A 20,309-nucleotide genomic window follows, 5' to 3' on the forward strand; every position below is an offset into this window, starting at 1 on the left:
AATGGGGTATGTGAAGCACTAAACGAGGGATTGACAGATGCGCTTTGCCAAGGCGGGGCCTTCATAAATGAAGCCCGTATAAATTTGGACAAGGCTCGCTCCTGCCTCCAATTTTGCTTTGGCGTCTTCGGGGGAAGCAATACCTCCTACTCCGATGACGGGAAAAGCCCGATTGGATTTTTCACAAAGATAACGAATTACCTCAGTAGAACGATGTGTTAGGGGAGCGCCACTTAGCCCTCCAGCCCCAATTTTTTTTACAAACTCATCATCTGTTTTCAAATCGGCACGGCTAATGGTGGTATTTGTGGCAATAACACCAGCTATTTGGGTAGTTGTTACAATCTCAATAATATCATCCAACTGGCTATCGGTCAAATCGGGGGCGATTTTCAACAGAATGGGCTTAGCAGTGAGTGATGAGCGATGAGTGGTGAGAGATGAGTGGCCTGCGAGTTCGTTTGCTCTTTGCTTGAGCGCCGCCAAGATTTTCATCAATGGTTCTTTTTCTTGCAGGTCACGCAAGCCTGGGGTATTGGGTGAGCTCACGTTGACGACGAAGTAATCAACTGTATCATAGAGGGCGTCAAAGCTCTTCAAATAATCGTCGAGGGCGTCTTCGTTAGGAGTGAGTTTGTTTTTACCAATATTTCCACCAATCAAAATCGTCGTTTTCCGCTTCCGAAGGCGTTGGGCAGCGGCGGCAGCTCCGTGGTTGTTGAAACCCATGCGATTAATAATGGCGCGGTCGGGTTTGAGGCGAAACAAGCGCGGTTTATCGTTGCCATCTTGCGGTTTGGGCGTCACCGTACCGATTTCCACAAAACCAAAGCCTAAGCAAGCTAGTTCATCTACCAATTCTGCATTTTTATCAAAACCCGCCGCGAGTCCTACTGGATTTTTAAATTTCAATCCAAACACTTCGCGTTCAAGCGAAGGATGTTCAAAATTGAATAATTGTTTTGAAATAAACGGAACGCCAGGAATTTGAAAGAAAAATTTGAGGGTTCCACAGATAAAATGATGCACTTTTTCGGCATCAAAACGGAAGAGAATCGGAAGGATGAGCCACTTATACATGGCTACAAAGGTAAGGAAAATCAATAGGTTTTTGTCTCCGATTAGCTCAATGTTTTACGCCCTGTTTTCTAAAATCAAGGTTTTGAAAGAAAAATAAACGTATCGCATTGATGTTTTTAAACTTGTTTCCAGCTGCCAACTGTTGATAAACGTTCATATAACCTAATTGTAGATTAGTGTGCGAATTAAAGTTATAAGCCAGCCCGAAAAAAAGTCGATTTTGGTCAAAAACGTTGTAAACGTTGTTTTTGGAAAGATTAATCATCGCTTCATTGTTAAGTTGTGCTGATAACGTTTTAGCGACGATTCCTTTTTTACTCAAAGGGATTGTGAGCATAAAATTGTATCGGATTCGTTCATCAAAACGGTACCCTTCGGCCAATTCGTTGTCGTTTTTGATTTTTCGACGAAAACGCTCTTCCAAACGAACCCACTGCATCGTACGAATTTTTCCGTAGCGAGTATGCCATTGCAATTGATGCCAAATTCGATGTTCGGGCTGAGACACGTTGGCGTGGCCTTCTTCGGGAAAGTGATTGATAAAGGCGTAGCCGTTGGTTAATTTTAAATCATCGTTAAAATAATACATCAACCCCAAGCGAATGATGCCTTTGGAGGGCTCTTTGACAAAATGCTCCGTCGTTCTAAAGTGGAAGTCGCCCCAAACACCCCATTTATTAGAAAAACGTGTTTGATTAAAATATCCTACCCATACTTGTTGTTCGTCGGTGGTCTGACGGGCATTCTGAGCAAATAATGACGTGCTAATCAAGCACATGAGAAGAAGTTGTTTCATTTGGATTAGAAGTAAATTTTAACCACAAAGCCGATGGCAGCGGCCACAAGAATGATGTACGGTTCCTGAATTTTTTTGCTGTAAATAAGGGTCAATGCGGCCACAAGTGCTAACAATGCCGTTGGAATATCCACAATACTACGGAGCCCAATCACCCCCACAGCCCCTACTAATGCCCCCACTACCGCCGCGGTGATACCATCCACAAAAGCTTTAATAGACGCGTTTTTGGCAATTTTTTGAAAATAAGGAGCAGGTAATACTGTGAATAAATAACACGGTAAGAAAGTAGCCAATGCGGCGACTGTTGCTCCCCAAAAGCCACTGACCAAATAACCAATGAAACCGACCGTAATGACTACAGGCCCAGGGGTAATCATCGCTACCGCTACTGCATCAACAAACTGCTGCTCTGTAAGCCAACCGTACTGTTGGACCACTCCCGCATGTAGAAAAGGGACAATTGCTAACCCACTGCCAAATACAAATGCCCCAGCTTCTCCAAAAAAAAGCGCAATTTTCCACAACAAAGCAGCATCATACTCCCAAAAACCCATTTGCAGCAGTAATAGGCTATTGGAGGTTTTGAAAAAAGACTTAGGAGGTGCCTTGGCCAACATATACACCAAGCCAGCTACTACAAACAATCCTGCGTTTTCCTTTTTAGTAATAACCGTAATAATACAAGCCACAACAAAAAACAACCAGAGCAACCAATTGTTTTTCAATGACGTAAGCGAAAATTTTCCGATGGATTTTTGAGTAAGTTTATACGAACTTACCGCAATAATGCCGATAACTGCGGCCCCTACCCCATAGAAAACCGCTTGCATCCAAGGCAGTCCACCAAATTGTTGATAGGCCATTCCGAGCAAGACGACCATTAAAAACGAAGGTAAAATAAACGCGCCACCTACCAAGGTAGCTCCCAGTACGCCATAGTGGACAAACCCCAAATAAATGCCCAATTGCGCCGCCAACGGCCCAGGCGCAAGTTGAGCTAATGCCAAACCATTCTTGTATTCTTCTTCCGAAATCCACTGGCGTTTTTCTACCAAATCTTTGTGCATATAGCCCACTAACGCCACTGGCCCTCCAAACCCCGAATAGCCCAATTTTAGGAAATAAAGGGTGAGCTCTTTTAACGAATATTGATTAGCCATTGTCCATTGATTTTTCGGACAAAGTTTCTACCATTTGGGGCTGGAAAATAGAACAGAACTGACCTTTTGTATATTTTTTACTTTTTTGTTTTTCGATACAAAGAAGGATTGACACCAATTATTTTTTTGAAAATACGGGTAAAATGGCTTTGGTCAGAAAACCCCGTTAAGTACGCAATCTCCGTCAGGGTATGGTCAGAGTTTTCTAACAAATCAAGGGCTTTTTCGATACGAAGCTTTCGGATATAATCGCCGTAGCTAACATTTTCAAAGTACTTCGAAAACTCCCTAGACAGGTACGCAGGGTTAATGTCTAATTCTTTGGAAATATCTTTTAGTGACAACTGGGTATCAATCTGGTCCTGAATCATCTCTTTCAGAGCAATCGCCCACGCTGGTTTTCGTCTCGAAGGATTTCGCTCCAATGCTTTTTGCATCGCACTTACCAATAAATCTTCAAACGGCGTTTGTAAATGCTTACTTCTATACAGATGAGTCGCCCAAGTGTACAGTGCGTCATAGATAACCATTCCTTGTTCTAGTAAAGCGTGGTCATCTTTTATGTTATAGGCAAGTCCAGCCGAAATTGCCCACAACCCTGCTGCTTCGGGCGCAAAATCATGTCGGTCGGTATCAGCACCTCTGACAATGCCCGCCATGATTTGCAGCGCATCGTCTTCAATGCCGTATTTTTCGAGAAGTGCATCAAACGTACACTTATCACCGTAATGCGTTAGTTCTACATTCGGAACATCAAAAGGAATGGCCTTCACCTTTTCGCCATGGGTAATCACCTCGTCGAAAGGCACAAAAATAAACTCAGCATCCTCGTCAATAAATTTTCGTATAAGCCACGGACAGGCGATACGGTCAATTTTGGGGCGTTCACGGGTTATCCATTTCATTAGAGCCAACGCAATTAGGATAAAAAATATACTAAAAAGCCTGCCCCTTAGTGCAAAGGGCAGGCCAAATATAATTCACTCTTGGTTGTTTAACTAGAAAATACCGATGTAGTGGTTTCCTGCTTTATTCACCAGTTTTGCCCCTTTGGTAACGACTCCTGTTTTGCTATTGAAAATATAGATATTTCCATCTTTGCCCGTTGGCGTTACTGCCACATACACCTCATCGCCACTCACCAAAATACCTTGGTATTGGGCAAAGTTGAGATCAGCATCGTACTCTATATTTACTTTGGTGGCAGTTTTAGCATTCAAGTCCACCCGGGCAATGTAGCCTTGTTCGGTACCATCGTGGGTATAAAGTACGTACGCAATCCCATTGCCAGCATACTTCCAGCTGTCCACATACGAACCTTTTACGCCTAATGCCGCATCCAAACTAAACACGTACGAATTGTCGTATTCGTTATTTTGGTTAATCCGCAAAATATGCGACCCTTTGCTATCTCTTTGGGTAGCTTGGTAAATGTTGCCATCTTCTGACACAAACGCATTCGGGCTACGGTAGCCGCTGTTGTCGCCATTGCTTACAGTCGAAGTAATGACTTTAGGGTTTTCTAACGATGGGTAGTCAACCACCACCGATTTACTTCCTAAGCGGTCGAAAGTACTTTCGATAGTGCCCGTCGCAGGGTTATACTTACGCATCCACGTGCCGATGATGAGTTTATTTTGTGCTTTGTTGAGTACTGGAGCATCTAAGCGAAAAATAGTATGACCTTTCAATTCCTCTTCCGCCGATAGCGGAATCTCGTATTGTTTGTATCCATTGATAAGTACTTTTTGCAAATCAAGCGCCAATACGGTGGCCGTACCTCGATAGTAGGCAAAGGGTTTGGTTTTATCCGTCGCGTTATTGGCTACGATACTAGCCACGTTTACTGCGATACCTGTTTTATCACCATCAAACAACTTAGACCAGCGTGGTGTGGTTGTCGCATATTGAGAAATATTGACCGTAACGTCTTCTTGGGTGTAACTTCCTGAACCATTGACTTTATAGCGCGCAAACTCCCCTCCGTTATCTCCCGAATAGGCAATATTAAACAACGTTGTGCCATCTTCCGATGCTTGTAAACGAGCGGTTCTGGTTGATTTTACTGGAAATCCATTGTCATAAACACTGATGGAAAAATTGGGATTTTTGGCATCAGCCTTGTTTACTGAATATACCATCGTTCCGCCGTTTCCATCACCCGCTGTTGTTCCCATGAGTGCCCCAGCCACAGTTATCCAACGCTCTTTTGAGGTTTCATCAGGTTCAACCGTCCCGCTTCCTGCATTTTCACAACTCGTAATGGTGAATGCCGCGATAACCGACGTACAAACTAAAACGTTTCTTAGTTGTCGTTTCATTGTGGATAAATTAAATGTTAGAAATTATTAATCAAATAGTTAAGCTTCAAATAAAAGGCCCGACCAGGTTTCTGTACCGCAAAGTTGTCGTAGGCTTGTTGGTCAAATACATTTTTGACGTCGGCACTTACCACAAATTTGTTTTGAGGAAAAGAATAACTCACACCCAAGTCTTGTATGTACTGGCGTGGCGTCCGAAAATCGTCCAAAATCAACCAAGTAGTGTAAAATCGTTCTACAAAACGAAACCCATAATAGAGATTGAGCGCTGATTTCTTTTTGAACAAATCCTTTATCGTGTATTGAACATTGGCGTTGGTCGTCCAGTACGGCTCGTTGGGGAGCTGTCGGTTGTAGTAATCATATTCTCGGCCATTGGCATCATATTGCACATTAAATACCGAGTTAAACTTCGACATGTTCACATCCACCCGCAGGTTGTTATCAAAAGAATAATGAAGGTCAGCTTCAAAACCAATCGCCTTGTTTTTTCCCAAGTTTTCAAAAGGATTGGTTTGCAGGGCGTCATTTACGCGTGGGTTGATGCGCTGCACAATTTTATCGCGGGTATCACGGATAAAGCCCGAAACTGTGAAAGAGTAGCGGTGCTTTCCTGCATAAAAATTTCCTGCGTTTAGGCCGAGATTGTAATTGTAGCTTACTTCAGGACGAATCCCGAAGTTCTCGATAATATTTTCACCTGGGCTACCAAACACTTCCCCTTCAGACGGCAAACGCACAGCTTTCTCAGCCGAAGTCAACAGAATAAAACTTGGATGAAGTGTGTATGACATGGCCAATCCATAGCCAGTGTGTTTTTTACTGCTATTGGCACGGTTTTCTTGACGCACATTTTGGCCATCCACCAAGCGCAATACAGGGTCAACTCGGTCGATGCTTTGCTCATAAAATTTGGCAAAAAGATTGCTTTTCAGCCGATTCTCAAACAACTTAGCCTCGTAGGCTGCTGATGTGATGTTTTTTTGGAGGTTACGCGTTCCGATAAAAGTTCTTTCCAATTCTGAACGCATAAAATCTTGCTCCCGACGGTCGATGGCATAATAAATATGATTCAGCACTAAGCGATGGTTTTTGTTCAAATCATAGTTCAGCCCTGCTCGAAAAGTACTCACATTGCGGTCGATGTGCAGGATGGTTGGAGCTGCCTGTTGGGCACCCGTTGGGCGCATAATGGGATTTCCGTTCAATCCAACGCTTATTTGGCCATACCAATTGTAGTTCCATTTTACCGTATCGACCACCACTTGCCCGCGTTGGCTATACATGGCATTGACGTTGAACTCTAGCCCTCGGGTCAGGAAGTTTTTCTTGACATAATTGAGACTCACGACATTTGCTTGCGATTCGGTGAAGCGCCCCATGTACGGGATAGACATATACGTCCCATGTTGGACTTCTTTGTAATCGTCGGAGCCATTGTAACCAATCAAAAATTGGTCGGCCCATTTTACATTCATGAAACCCAGCTGAACCTGTCCACCTGTGGAACGATAGGCGTCGTTGAAACGTCGGGCTCTTACGTATTCGTAACGTCCATTGGGTAAAATGTTTCTCACAAATTTCCCCCACACCTCGTAGTCGTTGTCTGAGTAATTGTGAAAGGCCGACGCTTTTACCGTAAAGCCCGTTTTTTCGTTACGGTATGTCCCGTTGAAGTTTGTTTGAAACGTATTAAAAGAGCCGTAAGAAATGGAGGCAGAGAGATTATTCATTGCGCCTTTCTTCAAAATGACATTGATAGCTCCCCCCAAGGCATCATCGGCCAAATGCGCTGGAATCACCCCTTTATAGACTTCTACACGTTCAATCAAGGCAGGCGGAATACTATTTAGGCTAAATGACTCTCCGTAGGTAGAAATCGGGATTCCGTCAATGAACACCCGTACTGAATTTCCCGACATCCCGTTTAGGTTATAATTTACGGCAGAGCCCAATCCGCCATTCTGCCGAACCCGTATTCCTACTGTTCGGTCTAGTAACTCATTGGTTTGGATATTTCGTTGGGCTACTTCTTTGGTTTCAACGACATTCACGGCAAACCCTACAGTCTCGATTTCTTTTTTCTCTGATTTTTGAACGACTCGTACTTCGTTCAGTTCAAAATTTTTGGGTTTAGCAGCAACAGAAAGGGAGGTCTGAGGCTTATTGATTGCCACCTTTACTTGTTGTGGTTCTATTTCGACCGACGTAATAACCAACTCATGCTGCCCGTAAGGCACGTTTTTCAGGACAAAAAAACCATTTTCATCAGCCGCTACCACCACATTGCTTTGTGTCAACTTTACATTGGCGTGTCCCACTCCCCCGTTTTCTTTGGTATAAACACGGCCTTTTAACGTGGCAGTTTGTGCAATAACACCTACAGAAAACAAAACCAGTAGCAGCGAAAGAAGTGGTATTTTCATATTGTTACTTATGGTTATACGCGTTTTTTAATCCGTATTTAACCTTGTTTTAATTTAGATTTAATCTAATTTGATCCACAAAACTAGATTCATTCTAAATAAGAACCAAAATTAATCTCATTACTTTGGCATTTTTCTTTGCAAAATCATATAACTACCTCGCAAAACACATTTCTTGGCACCTTTATGTTTGAGCGAGAAGTGCAGTTGCAACATAAATGGCAAAAGTGTTTGCCTTTTCAATTGGGATACACTTTCTTTGTGGGCAATTTAAAATTAGTCTAAATACACCATGTTAAAATTACTAATTCCAATTTCGTTGCTGTTCGTAAGCCTTTTTTGGAAAGGGATGAGTTCCAAAGAAGAGAATCGTGACATTGTAGTATGTGCTGCCACGCCATTGCTCAATGAAGAAATGAGTCCTGACCGACCCACCAACTTAGTTGTGGACGCTCCTATCGCCTTGGATCCAACCAAGTCTTATACCTTACCAACCTTGACTACCAACAGCAAAGGCGAGGTGGTTTTATATTGGACAGAAAAAGACCCTCAAAACCTCATTTCGCTGTATTTTTCTACTTCAAAAGATGGAAAAACGTTTGGGGAAAAGAAGTTGGTCTTTGCAGATGCAGGTTTAGGAACTGGCCGTTTGATGCGCCCCAAGTTATTATTCAAGAAAAATGGGGATATGGTAGCCGTATTTTCTTACCGTCCAGGTGGAGCAACGCCACCACGAGAAGCACGTTCCGCAACCCCTAGTCACGAAACCAATCATAACAATCACGGTACGCAAGCTGCCCCTCCACAGGCAAGGCCAAAACGTAGTTCAGAAATCAGGTTTACAGTTTCTAAAGACGGCGGAAGTTCATGGACAACCCCAACGTCGGTTGATACCGATACCAGCAAACTCATCCGTGGTTTTTTCGATGCAGTAGTGTTGCCTAATGATGAAATTGCCGTGGCTTACTTGAAAGACGTAAAAGGAAGTACCAAGCACGAAGAACGTGATTTGCGTTTGGCGGTATCAAAAAATGGCGTTTTTCAGGCAGAAAGACTTATTGACCCAGTTGTTTGTGATTGCTGTAATATTAGCATGGTTGTGGACCAATCGGGGGCATTGCACATGGTTTATCGCGACAACAATAACGACGTGCGGGACATGGCGCATATTATCTCAAAAGACAATGGAATGACGTTCTCTGCGCCCAAAATTTTGTACAACGACAAATGGGAAATCAAAGGCTGCCCACATTCAGGTGCCACTTCGGCTTCTACAAAAACCGAACAATACATCACTTGGTTTTCAGGAACGCGCAACGGCCAATCGGGCATTCGTTTGACCAACTCATCGGGTAATTTATTAAAAGTGTTGGATGCCAATGCGAAAAATGCTTCAATCGCTGCCGATGCGAAAACCGCCGTTTGGGTATGGGAGCAGACCTCAGAAGCAGGTACTACCAGCGTTTTTTACAGTAAAGTTGATAACGGAAAGTTGCTTGGCAGCCAATCTGTTAACAACTCCAACAATGGACAAAACGCCAGTAGTTTAGCCTACAATGGCAAAGTACTCATCGCCTACGAAGTTGTCACTGCTGATAAGAAAACAGCCCTCGCATTACAAACCGTTGACTAAAACAAATATGGCTATTTACAAAAAAAGCAAGGCTTGCGGCCTTGCTTTTTTTGTAAGCGAACTTATTTCCAGCCTCCACCCAAAGCACGATATAAGTTAACCGTTGTTTGTTGCTGCTGTTTTTGGGTATTGATAAGCACCAATTTCGCCTGCAACGCATTTTGTTGGGCAAAAAGCACTTCTAAATAAGACGCCCTCCCCGTTCGATACAATTTGCTAGACGTTTCTATTGAGCGAGTTAGCAACATCGCTTCCCGATTTTTAAGGTCAAACATCTGGGCTAAATTGCGTAGGTTGGCCAATTGGTTATTGACTTCAATATACCCATCTAAAATTGTCTTTTGGTAATTATACAACGCCTCAATTTGCACAGCTTGCGCCCCATTGAACTGCGCGACAATGGCTGAACGATTGATAATAGGGCCTGCCAAATTTCCTACTACCGAATAAGCCAACGACTGAGGCGTAGTCACCAAAAATTTCGGATTAAATGCCTGTAACCCCAACATTCCCGTTAAGCTAAGCGATGGAAAGAAGGCTGCCCTCGCTGCTAGTAAGTCGGCTTTAGTTGCCATAAGTTCTAACTCAGCCGCTCGAATGTCGGGACGGTTTTTGAGTAATTCTGACGGCATTCCCGTTTGAATCTGGGTCGCGACCGCTCGCGATAGTTGGGTTTTATCCCGAATAATTGGCTGGGGAAAGCGCCCCAACAGTCCATGAATGACATTTTCGGTCTCAGTAATTGCCTGTACTATAGCTACTTCTGTGTGTTGACTATTCAGAAGTTGGGCTTCAAACTGTTCTACGGCCAGTTCGTTGGCTACTCCTGCTTGTTTTTGCACTTTTACAATTTTAAGGGCTTCTTCCTGTAAACCAATGGTTTGCCGAACAATTTCTCGCTCGTTGTCAAGTGCCAACAAATCATAATAAGCATTGGCAACGCCCGCCACCAAATTGGTCGTAATCCAATTTTTTGCTTCGACACTTGCCAAATACCGCGCCAAGGCAGCTTCTCGTTGCGTGCGAAGTTTTTTCCAAATATCCACTTCCCACGAGGCCGTCAAGCCTACAAAAAAATCAGGAAGGTGAGTTGGAACAGCTTTCCCCTCCACAATGTCGGTCGTGGCGTTTCCCGCGCCATCCATTGTATATAGTCCAAAACGGCGCAGGGCCGTTGAGCCTCCTCCCCAAACCGTTGGTCTAAGCAATCCTTCCGTTGCTCTCACGTTGGAACGCGCCATCTCAATCCGTTGAATGGCGGTTAGAGCATCAAAGTTATTGACCAACGCTGTTTCAATCAGCGCCGTCAACGTACTGTCTTGAAAATAGTCTCGCCATTGAATCTGGGCGCTGTTTGCGGTATCTGTGTTACTTTCAAATGTGGCAGGAAGCGGTTCAAATTCGCGTTGGGTAGCCATAGGAGGCACTTTACATCCTGCAATAATTCCTCCCAACAGCAGGATGACTAGCAGATTTCTTGGTTTTATATCCATTTTTTTAGGCGCTCTTCGGTGAGTGGTTTTTCTTCTTTTTGGGTAGTTTTTTTCAATTTTTCGGCCAATGTTCCAAAAATGACGTACAGTCCAGGAATGACAATCACGCCAAAAACAGTCCCAAACAGCATTCCTCCTGCGGCTGCCGTACCGATGGTACGGTTGCCAATAGCTCCCGCACCCGTCGCAAACATCAGCGGTAATAATCCCGCGATAAACGCAAAGGATGTCATCAAAATGGGCCGAAGGCGCACTTTGGCACTCTCAATTGCGGCCTCAACCACCGTCGCACCTTCGCGGTGACGAAGCGTTGCAAATTCTACAATTAGAATGGCATTTTTTCCCAACAACCCAATGAGCATCACCATCGCGATTTGGGCATAAATGTTGTTCTCTAACCCCAAAAAGTGGAGAAATAAGAACGTCCCAAAAATCCCAGTTGGAAGCGAAAACACGACAGGAAGCGGCAACAAGAAGCTTTCGTACTGAGCCGATAACAACAAATACACGAACAGCAAACAAATGGCAAAGATATAAACGGCTTGGTTGCCCGTTTCCACTTCGTCGCGGCTAATCCCCGCCCAGTCAATGTCATAACCCGTTGGGAGTTTTTCGCGTGCCGTTGCCTGCACGGCTTCAATGGCGCTGCCACTACTGTAGCCTTCTGCGGGTTCGCCGTTCAGCTCTGCCGAGGGGTACATGTTGTAACGGGTTACCTGATCAACCCCATATACCCGTTCGATACGCACAAAGGCCGACAAAGGCACCATTTCTCCTTTGTTATTCTTCACGTATAGGTTGAGGATGTCTTCGGGCTTGGCTCGGTATTGCGGAAGTGCCTGTACCATTACTTTGTACATTTGGCCGTACTTGATGAAGTTGGTGGCATATTCACTTCCCAGTAGGGTCTGGAGTGCGCCCATCGCTTTGTTGATGGTCACTTCTTTTTGCGCCGCTTTGTCTTCATCAATGTGCAAAAGGTATTGGGGAAAACTCGCGTCAAAAATGGTAAATGCCGATGCGATTTCGGGGCGGGCTTTGAGGTCTTTGATAAACTGCGTGACGACGGCTTCCATCGCTTTGAAGTCGCCACTCCCCGTTTTATCTAACAAACGTAATTCAAACCCACTAGCATTGCCATAACCAGGCACGGCAGGCGGTGGAAAATACTCAAGGCGGGCGTCTTTGATGTGTTGGGTACGCTCAGTAACTTGTTCAATTACTTCGTCCACCGTTTCTTTGCGACTTTCCCAGTCTTTGAGGTTAATTAAGCACGTACCGTAGGTAGCTCCTGTCCCGTCCGAAAGGATATTGGTACCTGCCAACGTAGAAATCGACTCGACCGATTCGAGGCTTTGGCACGCTCGCTGCACCTCATCGACCACGGCTTTGGTACGTTCGAGGGTGGAACCCGACGGCGTGGTAATACTCACGTAAAAAGTACCTTGGTCTTCGTTGGGAATAAAACCTGACGGAATTAATTTCCCCAAAATACCCGTCCCAGCGCAAAACGCCAGCAATATCCCCAACGTAACCACTCGGCGGTTGACGATGACCGAAAGTAGGCGTTGGTATTGACTCGACAACCCTTCGTACCAACGGTTGAACCCCGCAAAAAAGCGAGCTAAGAATCCTTGATTGGAATGTTCGCCGTGGGTATTTTTCAAAAACAAGCCACAAAGCGCAGGCGTCAGCGTCAAGGCACTTACCCCCGAGAGCACAATCGCGATGGCCATCGTTAGAGAAAATTGTTTGTAGAAAATTCCCACAGGGCCCGTCATAAACGAAGTGGGTACAAACACCGCCGACATGACCAACGTAATGGCAATAATGGCTCCACTGATTTCTTTCATAGCTTTTTCGGTGGCTTTTCGGGGAGAATATTTTCCCGTTTCTAGCTTTGCATGAACCGCCTCCACGACCACAATGGCGTCGTCAATCACAATTCCGATGGCCAATACCAGCGCAAATAACGTGATGAGGTTGAGCGAAAACCCAAACAACTGCATAAAGAAAAACGTCCCTACCAACGACACAGGCACCGTAACGGTAGGAATGAGCGTAGAGCGAACGTCTTGCAAAAACAAAAACACCACCAAAGCCACCAAAATAAAGGCTTCAATCAGGGTCTTGATCACTTCGTGGACGGACGCATCCAAAAAGCGAGACACGTCGTAGCTAAGTTCATAGTCCATTCCTTTCAAGAAAACGCGTTCTTTGATGGTCGCCATTCGTTCTTTCACTTGGGCAATCACCTCACTGGCATTCGAGCCTGGGAGTTGTTTGAGCATGATGGCCGCCGTAGGACGACCGTTGATTTTGGCTTCTACGTCAAAATACGTCGTTCCAAACTCTACATCGGCGACGTCTTTGATGCGCAAAATCTGCCCATCGGCATTAGACTTGATAGGAATGTTCTCGTACTTTTCGGGCGTGTTGTACTTGCCGCCGTACTTGATGACATACTGCAATGCCTGCGGGGTTTTGTCGTTGCTCTCCCCTACTTTTCCTGGAGCAGCTTCCACGTTTTGTTCTTCCAATGCCTCCAGTACGTCTTCCGTAGAAATGGCATAATTGAGCATTTTGTCGGGTTTGAGCCAAATACGCATGGCGTACTCGCGCGCCCCCAAAATATCGGCGTACCCTACGCCTTTTACCCGCTTGAGTTCGGCCAATACATTGATGTCCGCAAAATTGTAGAGGAATTTTTCTTCCATCGTGCTGTCCTTGCTATAGATGTTGAGGTACATCAACATGGCATTTTCCTCTTTGGCTATTTTTACGCCGTTCCGAATCACCTCTGCGGGAAGTTCCCCCATCACGGCAGCTACGCGGTTTTGGACGTTGACCGCCGCCACGTCGGGATCGGTGCCTACTTCAAAAATGACTTGTACTACGCCCACTCCATCGTTTCCTGCGTCCGACGACATGTATTTCATTCCTGGTACGCCATTAATGGCCCGTTCAATCGGAACGAGGGCAGCTTTTGTAACCGTTTCAGCGTTGGCTCCCGTGTATTCGACGGTTACGTTTACTTCGGGCGGGGCAATGCTCGGGAACTGCGTCATGGGCAGTCGGGTGAGCATCAATAAACCCAGTAGTGTGATAATCATGGCGATGACTACCGACAGTACGGGTCGATGTATGAATTGATTAAACATGAATTTTTTGGTTTGAATTGTGCGCTATTTCTGTCCCATACCTGCCATTACCTGACGCATCGGCATCAACTTTGGCGAAACTAAATCGCCATCAGTCACTCGCTGAATGCCTTCGTACAACACCTTATCCGTTGTCGTTAATCCCGCCCCTATTACATAGAGTTGCGGCAACCGCTGGGTGATTTGTACATTACGCTGGCTGACTTTGTTTTCAGCGTCAAGCACATAGACACAGTTTCGGTCTTGCACCTCAAACACTGATTTTTGAGGGATAATCAACGCATTTTTAAGCGAGTTGGTGAGTTGCACTTTTCCACTCGCTCCGTTTTTTAGCACCTGTTTAGGGTTCGGGAATTTGGCACGAAAGGCTATCGTCCCCGTGCTTTTATCAAACTGGCTATCAACGGTTTCGATGACGCCCGTTTGGGAATAGGGCTGACCGTTGGCCAACAGTAGCTTGACTGAGCGACGTCGGCCGACCTCGTTTTGCTCCGTAAAATCCAAGTATTCTTTTTCGGTGACGTTGAAATAGGCAAATACATCTTGGTTGTTGGACAGGGTAGTCAGCAGCGTACCTTCGTCCACCAAACTCCCCGTTTTGTTAGGAATACGCCCAATGACGCCGCTAAAGGGGGCTTTGATTTCGGTAAGCGACAATTGCAGTTGGGCATTGGCCACATCCGATTCCGTTTCTTCGATTTTGGCTTTGAGGGTTTCGAGCTTCGACTCCACGATGTCCAATTCAGATTTCGAGACCACGTTTTGTTCTACGAGGAGGCGGGTGTTTTTTATTTCGAGGGCCAATGTTTTTGCTTCCGCTTGGGAACTTCTGAGGATGGCTTGTGCTTTGTTAAGCTCTTGGCGGTACGCTTGACTTCCTAGTCGAAATAGCGTTTGACCCGCCCGTACAGGTTTGCCTTCGTCCACCAATACCGCTTCGATGTACCCGCCGATTTTGCTTCTCAATTCCACATTTTGGAGCGAAGCAATGGAGGCTACGTACTCTTGGGTGTAAGTTGTGTCAATGATAATAGGCTGGGTAACAGGCAATATTTCTTGGGTAGCTTGTGCAGTTTTTGTCTCTTTGGTGCACGACCAAAGCATTATTAGGCAGGTAGAAATACCCGCCAACACTACGAATGGTTTCATAATAGTTGGATAAAAAGCACAACCGAGCGTAGCTTTTGGAGCTATGCTTTTGTGTTGTTAAAAATTAAGAAAATGACTTAACTCAGTCGAATGACTAGCTAGTTGATAAAGGGCTTTACCCAAGCCTGTTTTTGGGTGGAGGTGGCACAATTTCGGGGTGAAATTGTGAAGCATAGGTATCTCGATAATGGATTGGGCGCTCCGCCGAAGGTAGCACATCTTCGGTCGTGGTCAGCGAGAATACACTAATGGGCTGACAGTAAAAAAGAATTTTGGCGATAGAGATACTCCCACCGTCTTCGGTATCATGTTCGTCTTGTTCGGGAATGATGTTATCAAACCCCAAAATGTGTTCAATCACCAACTCCGCCACACTTTCAATGTCGTTATAACTTAGGTTTTCGGGAACGTGGTCAGGTTGAGCGTCAGGAGAGTCAATGCTACAGTTAAGGATGTGCAATGCCATAAACACCCAAACGATTCGAGAAAGAATATGTTTACGGAGAATAGACATCGGTTGTTTTTGGTAGCAGACAGTTAAGTCAAGCGTGTTTTTACAAAAAAAGTTCGTTTTCTAACCTAAAACACCTGCTGACGATGAGGTAAATTTAAGCGAAAACCGACAGTGGCTAAGTTGGTTTTGAGGTTTATCGAAGCCGCTGGACTTACTTGGTTACGAAACATGAGTCTTCCATCAATGAAGAAATTGTGTTTGAGCATGTACGATGCCCGCACATCCGAAAAAGTAACATCGACGGGTGTGCCTTGGCCTATATAAGTACCTGTTTCACGAGGAGCATCCTTTAAATAATCACGATAAATATTTCCCCCCCAATTGCGTTCATCGATATCTATTCCTTTGTTAGACCTTGAAAAAGTTCCGTAAAAAGTAAGTCGGCGAGTCGGTTGATAACGAGCAATACCAAGTACTTCCCAAAAATTTGCCCCCAGTGGGTGTGCTAATGACAAATCGTTGTGAACATAATTGGTATAACCCGTAAAATGTGAATATGTATAAGGGCGTGCTAGGTTCAGTTCAACTTGTAAATCTAAATTGGGTATTCCTAGAAAATCAACGTGCTTTACACCTGCTTGAAAAGCGTATTTTTTATTCATAGAGCCTTTTTTGCCAAAATAATCGGAGGTTTTAAACTCATCCAACATGAATTGGCTATAAAAACTGAAACGTTTTAAGAAATTCCATTTTATGTCAAGCCCTAATAAGGCGTTGTCGGCGCTTCCAAGATAGTTTTCTAGGTAGCGATAAAAAATAATGGGATTCAGATAATGGGGGTCAAAAACTTTGTTATCACGTCCAAACATTTCTGCTTCAAAAATCCCGATGTTAAAGTTTCGACCAAGATTAATACTCAGATGATGAATCGCCGCATATTTTTTATTGATGGGCACATCTTTTCCTCGGTTATCGGTATAATAAAGCATACCGCACCATAGGTTGGTGTATTGAAATTTCCCCAACTGAGTTGTCATTCTCAAAAATAAGTAAGGTGAGCTCCAATCTGAGAGAATCATCGAACGATACCCATTCCCGATAAAGTTTCTATCATGCCCAAATTGTATATTAATCTGCTTAATTGGGTTAAAGGTAATATACCCCCTTGCAGACATAAAATCCATTCCCTTGGTACTGAAACTCTTTACATTACCCTCGCCAGGTAAAAGATACACAGGAAAACTTGGATAAATTTCTCGTGCGCTTAGTGTAAAATTCCGCACATACTGCGGAAACATCGCTTGCGTATCAGTCACATAGGTATAAAAGCCCAGCTTTTTACCTATGTTTCCCCGCAATTCCACCCCGCGCGCTGTTAGCCATAGATAGTCTTTTGAATTGTTTTCACTTCCCAAAATCAAATGCGTGACGGGGCTGAGGTGCAGGTCGAAGTTTTTGTTCTGAACGTAGTAAAAATCAGAAGGCTTTCGATAAAAACGCTTCCACAACGTTTTTTTGCTCATGGGTGTTTGGTCCGCCGACCACTCCCAGCTGTCTTGGCGCAAATAATCTAAGTTAAAGAAATCAATGTCGTTGAGTGGCATCGTACGGTCTGCCTTGATGCTGTCCAAGAAGCTTATCACCGCCGAACGCTGAAAAGGTTTTACCCCAATGTGAAAATCTTCGTTCAGTCGCCCACGACGAATTTCGTACCGATCAATCAGATGGTAGTAATCGTCATTGAGCGGGATGTATTGTGATTGGGCTACCGCATTTTGCAGGAAAAAACACCAACAAACAATCAACGTATAAATTCTAAATTGCATAGCGTTAGTTATCACTTGGGCAAATTAAGCTAATTTTGCCGTTCTGAGCGTAGTATAGGTACGCTCAAAAACCAAAAAAGATTATCCTCTTGAGCAAAGTTTCCACTTCAGTCTATTTTCCTAACCTCAACGGGGTTCGTTTTATTGCCGCCTTTTCGGTTTTGATTCACCACATTGAACAAGTGAAAGAGGTTTTCAAAGTTCCGAATTTTTACGACAATCACCTCATTAAGAGCATGGGGAAATTAGGTGTCGATTTATTTTTCGTACTTAGTGGCTTTCTTATCACCTATTTGTTGCTGCACGAAAAAGGCCGATTTGGGTTTATTAACACCCGTAACTTCTATATAAGACGGATTTTACGGATTTGGCCACTCTATTTTCTGATTGTGCTGCTTTCGTTTTTCGTTTTTCCTCAAATTTCCCTTTTTGTACCACCCAACAACGAGGCTTCGTTCATGACGCAAAACGTTTTTCGGCGATTGTCGCTTTTCTTGCTCGTTTTGCCCAACATCGGTTTTATTCTCTACAACGCTCCCTACTTAGCGGCTCAAACCTGGTCTATTGGCGTCGAGGAGCAATTTTACTACCTATGGCCTTGGATTGTCAAAGACTTTAGCTGGAAACGCCTCATCATCACTGTCTTTATCTTTTGTTTCGGCACCTTCGCCGTTTTTTACATTTATTACCATTGGGTTGGTCATACGCAATATGCAAACAACGTGCCTGAAATTACACGTTTCTTTTTCAGTCAGTTTCGAATCATTACCTTGATGACGGGCGGACTGTGTGCGGCCTTGGTGTATTATAAGAAAGAAAACTTACTACGACAACTTTACCGTAAAGATGTGCAGTGGGCCGTGTATGCAGTTTTAGCAATTTGCCTCATCACGGGGGTTCACGTGAGCAGCCTTAATTTGGAGTTTTACGGACTGTTTTTTGGTTATTTTATCCTCAACGTATCGAGTAATCCCGCCTCCATTGTCAACTTAGAATACAACTGGATTTCGTATTTGGGCAAGATTTCGTACGGGATTTATATTTACCAAACGGCTTTTATCGTCGCTAGTGTCCACCTCATTCAATGGACGTTTGGGGATTCTCTTTCTACGCTTACCTTCAACTTACTACTTTACCCGCTTTCAGCATTGCTCACCATTGGCGTATCGGCCTTGTCTTACCGCTACTTTGAAACGCCGTTTTTAACATTTAAGAATCGTTTCAGCAAGCACTAAGGTACTTTTCATCAACAATTGGCTAGGTTTGTGTAAAATTTTACCCGCAGATAGACGCAGATTTAAAGTCGCAGACGGACGCAGACCGATATAATTCTGTGCAGATCTGCGCTTGTATTAGTCAGCGGGTCTCTGCGGGTAAAATAAATGAAAGTATTTTAACTTCAGTGTGCAGAGGGTTGCTCACAACCCGACCGAAGACGTACATCTTACTTCACTTCGGTCACAATAGAGCTACTGAGGCGGAGGAGTTCGATTTCGGCGAGTTTGACGTTGAAAGCCGCTTCAATCAAGCGTGATTCCGTGGCAACGGCATTGCGTTGCGCTTCGCGGAATTCGATGGCCGTTGAATTTCCAAATTTGTAGCGTTCAAAGGCCAAATCCACGTTTTGGCGCGCGATTTTTAGGTTTTTCTCCTCAAAACCAAACAATTGAAGACTGTTTTGGTAGCTGTTGTACGTACGCTCAAGGGCCGACAACAACTGGTTTTTCAAATCGGCTTCTTGGTATTCAGTAATGATGGTGTTGACTTTGGCGTTTTGCTCGCGGCGACGTTGGTTATAACCGTCATAAATCGGCACATTCAGGCGCAATCCGTAGTTCAACACCCGTGACTGTCCTTTTTGAGGACCAAAACCCACTTCGTTGTTGAATGACGTGTATGTATAACCCGTCACCAAGTCCACCTGCGGGTATTTGGTTGATTTGACTTCTTTTTCGTTGATTTTGGCCAAGGTACGGCTTTGAGCTGCCGCCAACAAATTGGGGTTTTCGGTCAGTTTTTGCTTCAAATCAGCCAAGGACAAATCATTACGAAAAACGATGGTATCCATGACCGCAAACTTGGTTTCAAAATCGCGGAACAGCAAGGCGTTAAGGTTTACATTGGCATTTTGAATCACCTGCTGCTGCGCCAACACCGCCGCTTGGTCTTGGTTGTAATCCACCTGCGCGGCCAAATATTCCGATTTTGACGTTGTTCCTACTTCATAATTTGCTTTGGCAAGTTCTTGGCGCGTTGCCGAAATATCCAACGCATTTTGGAGTGCTTTGAGGCGTTGTTTTTGGCGAATGATTTCGTAATACGCATTGGCCACTTGCGAAACGGTGTTCTGAATCGCTATTTGGACGTTGGTTTTACCCAATTTCTCAAACTCTTTCAAACGGTCGGCGGCGGCAAACATCCCCATTCCGTCGTAGAGCGTCCACACCATAGTTACCCCCGCGTTGTTGTTGCGGTTATCAATTCCGCTCTGCACCAACGGCTCACGAATATTGTTAAAAAACGACTGGTTGATGCTGTTACGCGTAAAGTTTTGGAGAGCCGTTCCCGATACGACAGGCAACATCCCCGCGTTTCCTCGGGTATTGTCATTGTGTGCAATGGCCTCCCGACTTTGGACAACTTTAATAGAATAGCTTTTTTCGAGGGCGGTAGAAACGGCATTTTCGAGCGTCAATAACTCTTGAGAGAACGAATTGAGCGATAAACAAAAAACGATGGAGAACGCAAGAAAAAAGTATTTCATACCAGCAAAAACGAAATTAGTGGGCTTTTATGTAGGGCAAACT

Annotated in this window: 14 protein-coding genes; 2 read left to right on the forward strand and 12 right to left on the reverse strand. The window is 44.5% G+C overall.

All coding sequences use genetic code 11. The features are described from left to right. Positions 1-18: 18 nt before the first annotated feature. The 6 genes from DTQ70_RS23210 to DTQ70_RS23235 form a co-directional block, all read right to left on the reverse strand. Positions 19-1,080 carry a quinone-dependent dihydroorotate dehydrogenase gene (locus tag DTQ70_RS23210; protein WP_122933012.1) on the reverse strand — a complete coding sequence of 354 codons (1,062 nt, stop codon included), beginning with the start codon at positions 1,078-1,080 and terminating at the stop codon, positions 19-21. Positions 1,081-1,126: 46 nt separating this feature from the next. Then, positions 1,127-1,876: a DUF2490 domain-containing protein gene (locus DTQ70_RS23215; protein WP_229599997.1), complete on the reverse strand. Its 750-nt coding sequence runs from the start codon at positions 1,874-1,876 to the stop codon at positions 1,127-1,129. A 5-nt stretch (positions 1,877-1,881) separates the two neighbouring features. Continuing rightward, entirely contained in the window at positions 1,882-3,039 is a 1,158-nt protein-coding gene (locus DTQ70_RS23220; RefSeq protein WP_122933014.1) for a chromate transporter, read from the reverse strand. 77 nt (positions 3,040-3,116) lie between these two features. Continuing rightward, positions 3,117-3,944: a chromate resistance protein ChrB domain-containing protein gene (locus tag DTQ70_RS23225; RefSeq protein ID WP_122933015.1), complete on the reverse strand. Its 828-nt coding sequence runs from the start codon at positions 3,942-3,944 to the stop codon at positions 3,117-3,119. Between the two features lie 93 nt (positions 3,945-4,037). Further along, positions 4,038-5,360 (reverse strand): hypothetical protein, encoded by a 1,323-nt coding sequence (locus DTQ70_RS23230; RefSeq protein ID WP_122933016.1) that lies wholly within the window; start codon positions 5,358-5,360, stop codon positions 4,038-4,040. Between the two features lie 17 nt (positions 5,361-5,377). Continuing rightward, positions 5,378-7,786 (reverse strand): TonB-dependent receptor plug domain-containing protein, encoded by a 2,409-nt coding sequence (locus DTQ70_RS23235; RefSeq protein WP_122933017.1) that lies wholly within the window; start codon positions 7,784-7,786, stop codon positions 5,378-5,380. 292 nt (positions 7,787-8,078) lie between these two features. On the opposite strand from DTQ70_RS23235, the gene DTQ70_RS23240 reads away from it, so the two are divergent. Continuing rightward, on the forward strand, positions 8,079-9,419 hold the full coding sequence (locus DTQ70_RS23240; protein ID WP_122933018.1) for a sialidase family protein: 1,341 nt from the start codon (positions 8,079-8,081) through the stop codon (positions 9,417-9,419). Between the two features lie 62 nt (positions 9,420-9,481). On the opposite strand, the gene DTQ70_RS23245 is transcribed toward DTQ70_RS23240, so the two are convergent. From DTQ70_RS23245 to DTQ70_RS23265, 5 genes are all read right to left on the reverse strand, one after another. Then, positions 9,482-10,912, reverse strand: a complete 1,431-nt coding sequence (locus DTQ70_RS23245) for an efflux transporter outer membrane subunit (protein ID WP_122933019.1) — start codon at positions 10,910-10,912, stop codon at positions 9,482-9,484. Further along, positions 10,903-14,073 (reverse strand): efflux RND transporter permease subunit, encoded by a 3,171-nt coding sequence (locus DTQ70_RS23250; protein WP_122933020.1) that lies wholly within the window; start codon positions 14,071-14,073, stop codon positions 10,903-10,905. Before DTQ70_RS23250 ends, DTQ70_RS23245 begins: the two co-directional genes overlap by 10 nt. Positions 14,074-14,097: 24 nt before the next feature. Continuing rightward, positions 14,098-15,222: an efflux RND transporter periplasmic adaptor subunit gene (locus DTQ70_RS23255; protein ID WP_122933021.1), complete on the reverse strand. Its 1,125-nt coding sequence runs from the start codon at positions 15,220-15,222 to the stop codon at positions 14,098-14,100. 115 nt (positions 15,223-15,337) lie between these two features. Further along, positions 15,338-15,736: a hypothetical protein gene (locus DTQ70_RS23260; RefSeq protein ID WP_164490168.1), complete on the reverse strand. Its 399-nt coding sequence runs from the start codon at positions 15,734-15,736 to the stop codon at positions 15,338-15,340. Positions 15,737-15,801: 65 nt separating this feature from the next. Next, entirely contained in the window at positions 15,802-17,502 is a 1,701-nt protein-coding gene (locus tag DTQ70_RS23265) for a hypothetical protein (RefSeq protein WP_122933023.1), read from the reverse strand. Positions 17,503-17,591: 89 nt separating this feature from the next. On the opposite strand from DTQ70_RS23265, the gene DTQ70_RS23270 reads away from it, so the two are divergent. Continuing rightward, positions 17,592-18,737, forward strand: coding sequence for an acyltransferase (locus DTQ70_RS23270; RefSeq protein WP_164490169.1), 1,146 nt, complete (start codon positions 17,592-17,594; stop codon positions 18,735-18,737). Positions 18,738-18,946: 209 nt separating this feature from the next. On the opposite strand, the gene DTQ70_RS23275 is transcribed toward DTQ70_RS23270, so the two are convergent. Then, complete coding sequence (locus tag DTQ70_RS23275) at positions 18,947-20,266, reverse strand: TolC family protein (RefSeq protein ID WP_122933025.1); 1,320 nt, start codon at positions 20,264-20,266, stop codon at positions 18,947-18,949. Positions 20,267-20,309: the final 43 nt, after the last annotated feature.

The sequence above is a fragment of the Runella sp. SP2 genome, assembly GCF_003711225.1.
Lineage (GTDB): Bacteria > Bacteroidota > Bacteroidia > Cytophagales > Spirosomataceae > Runella.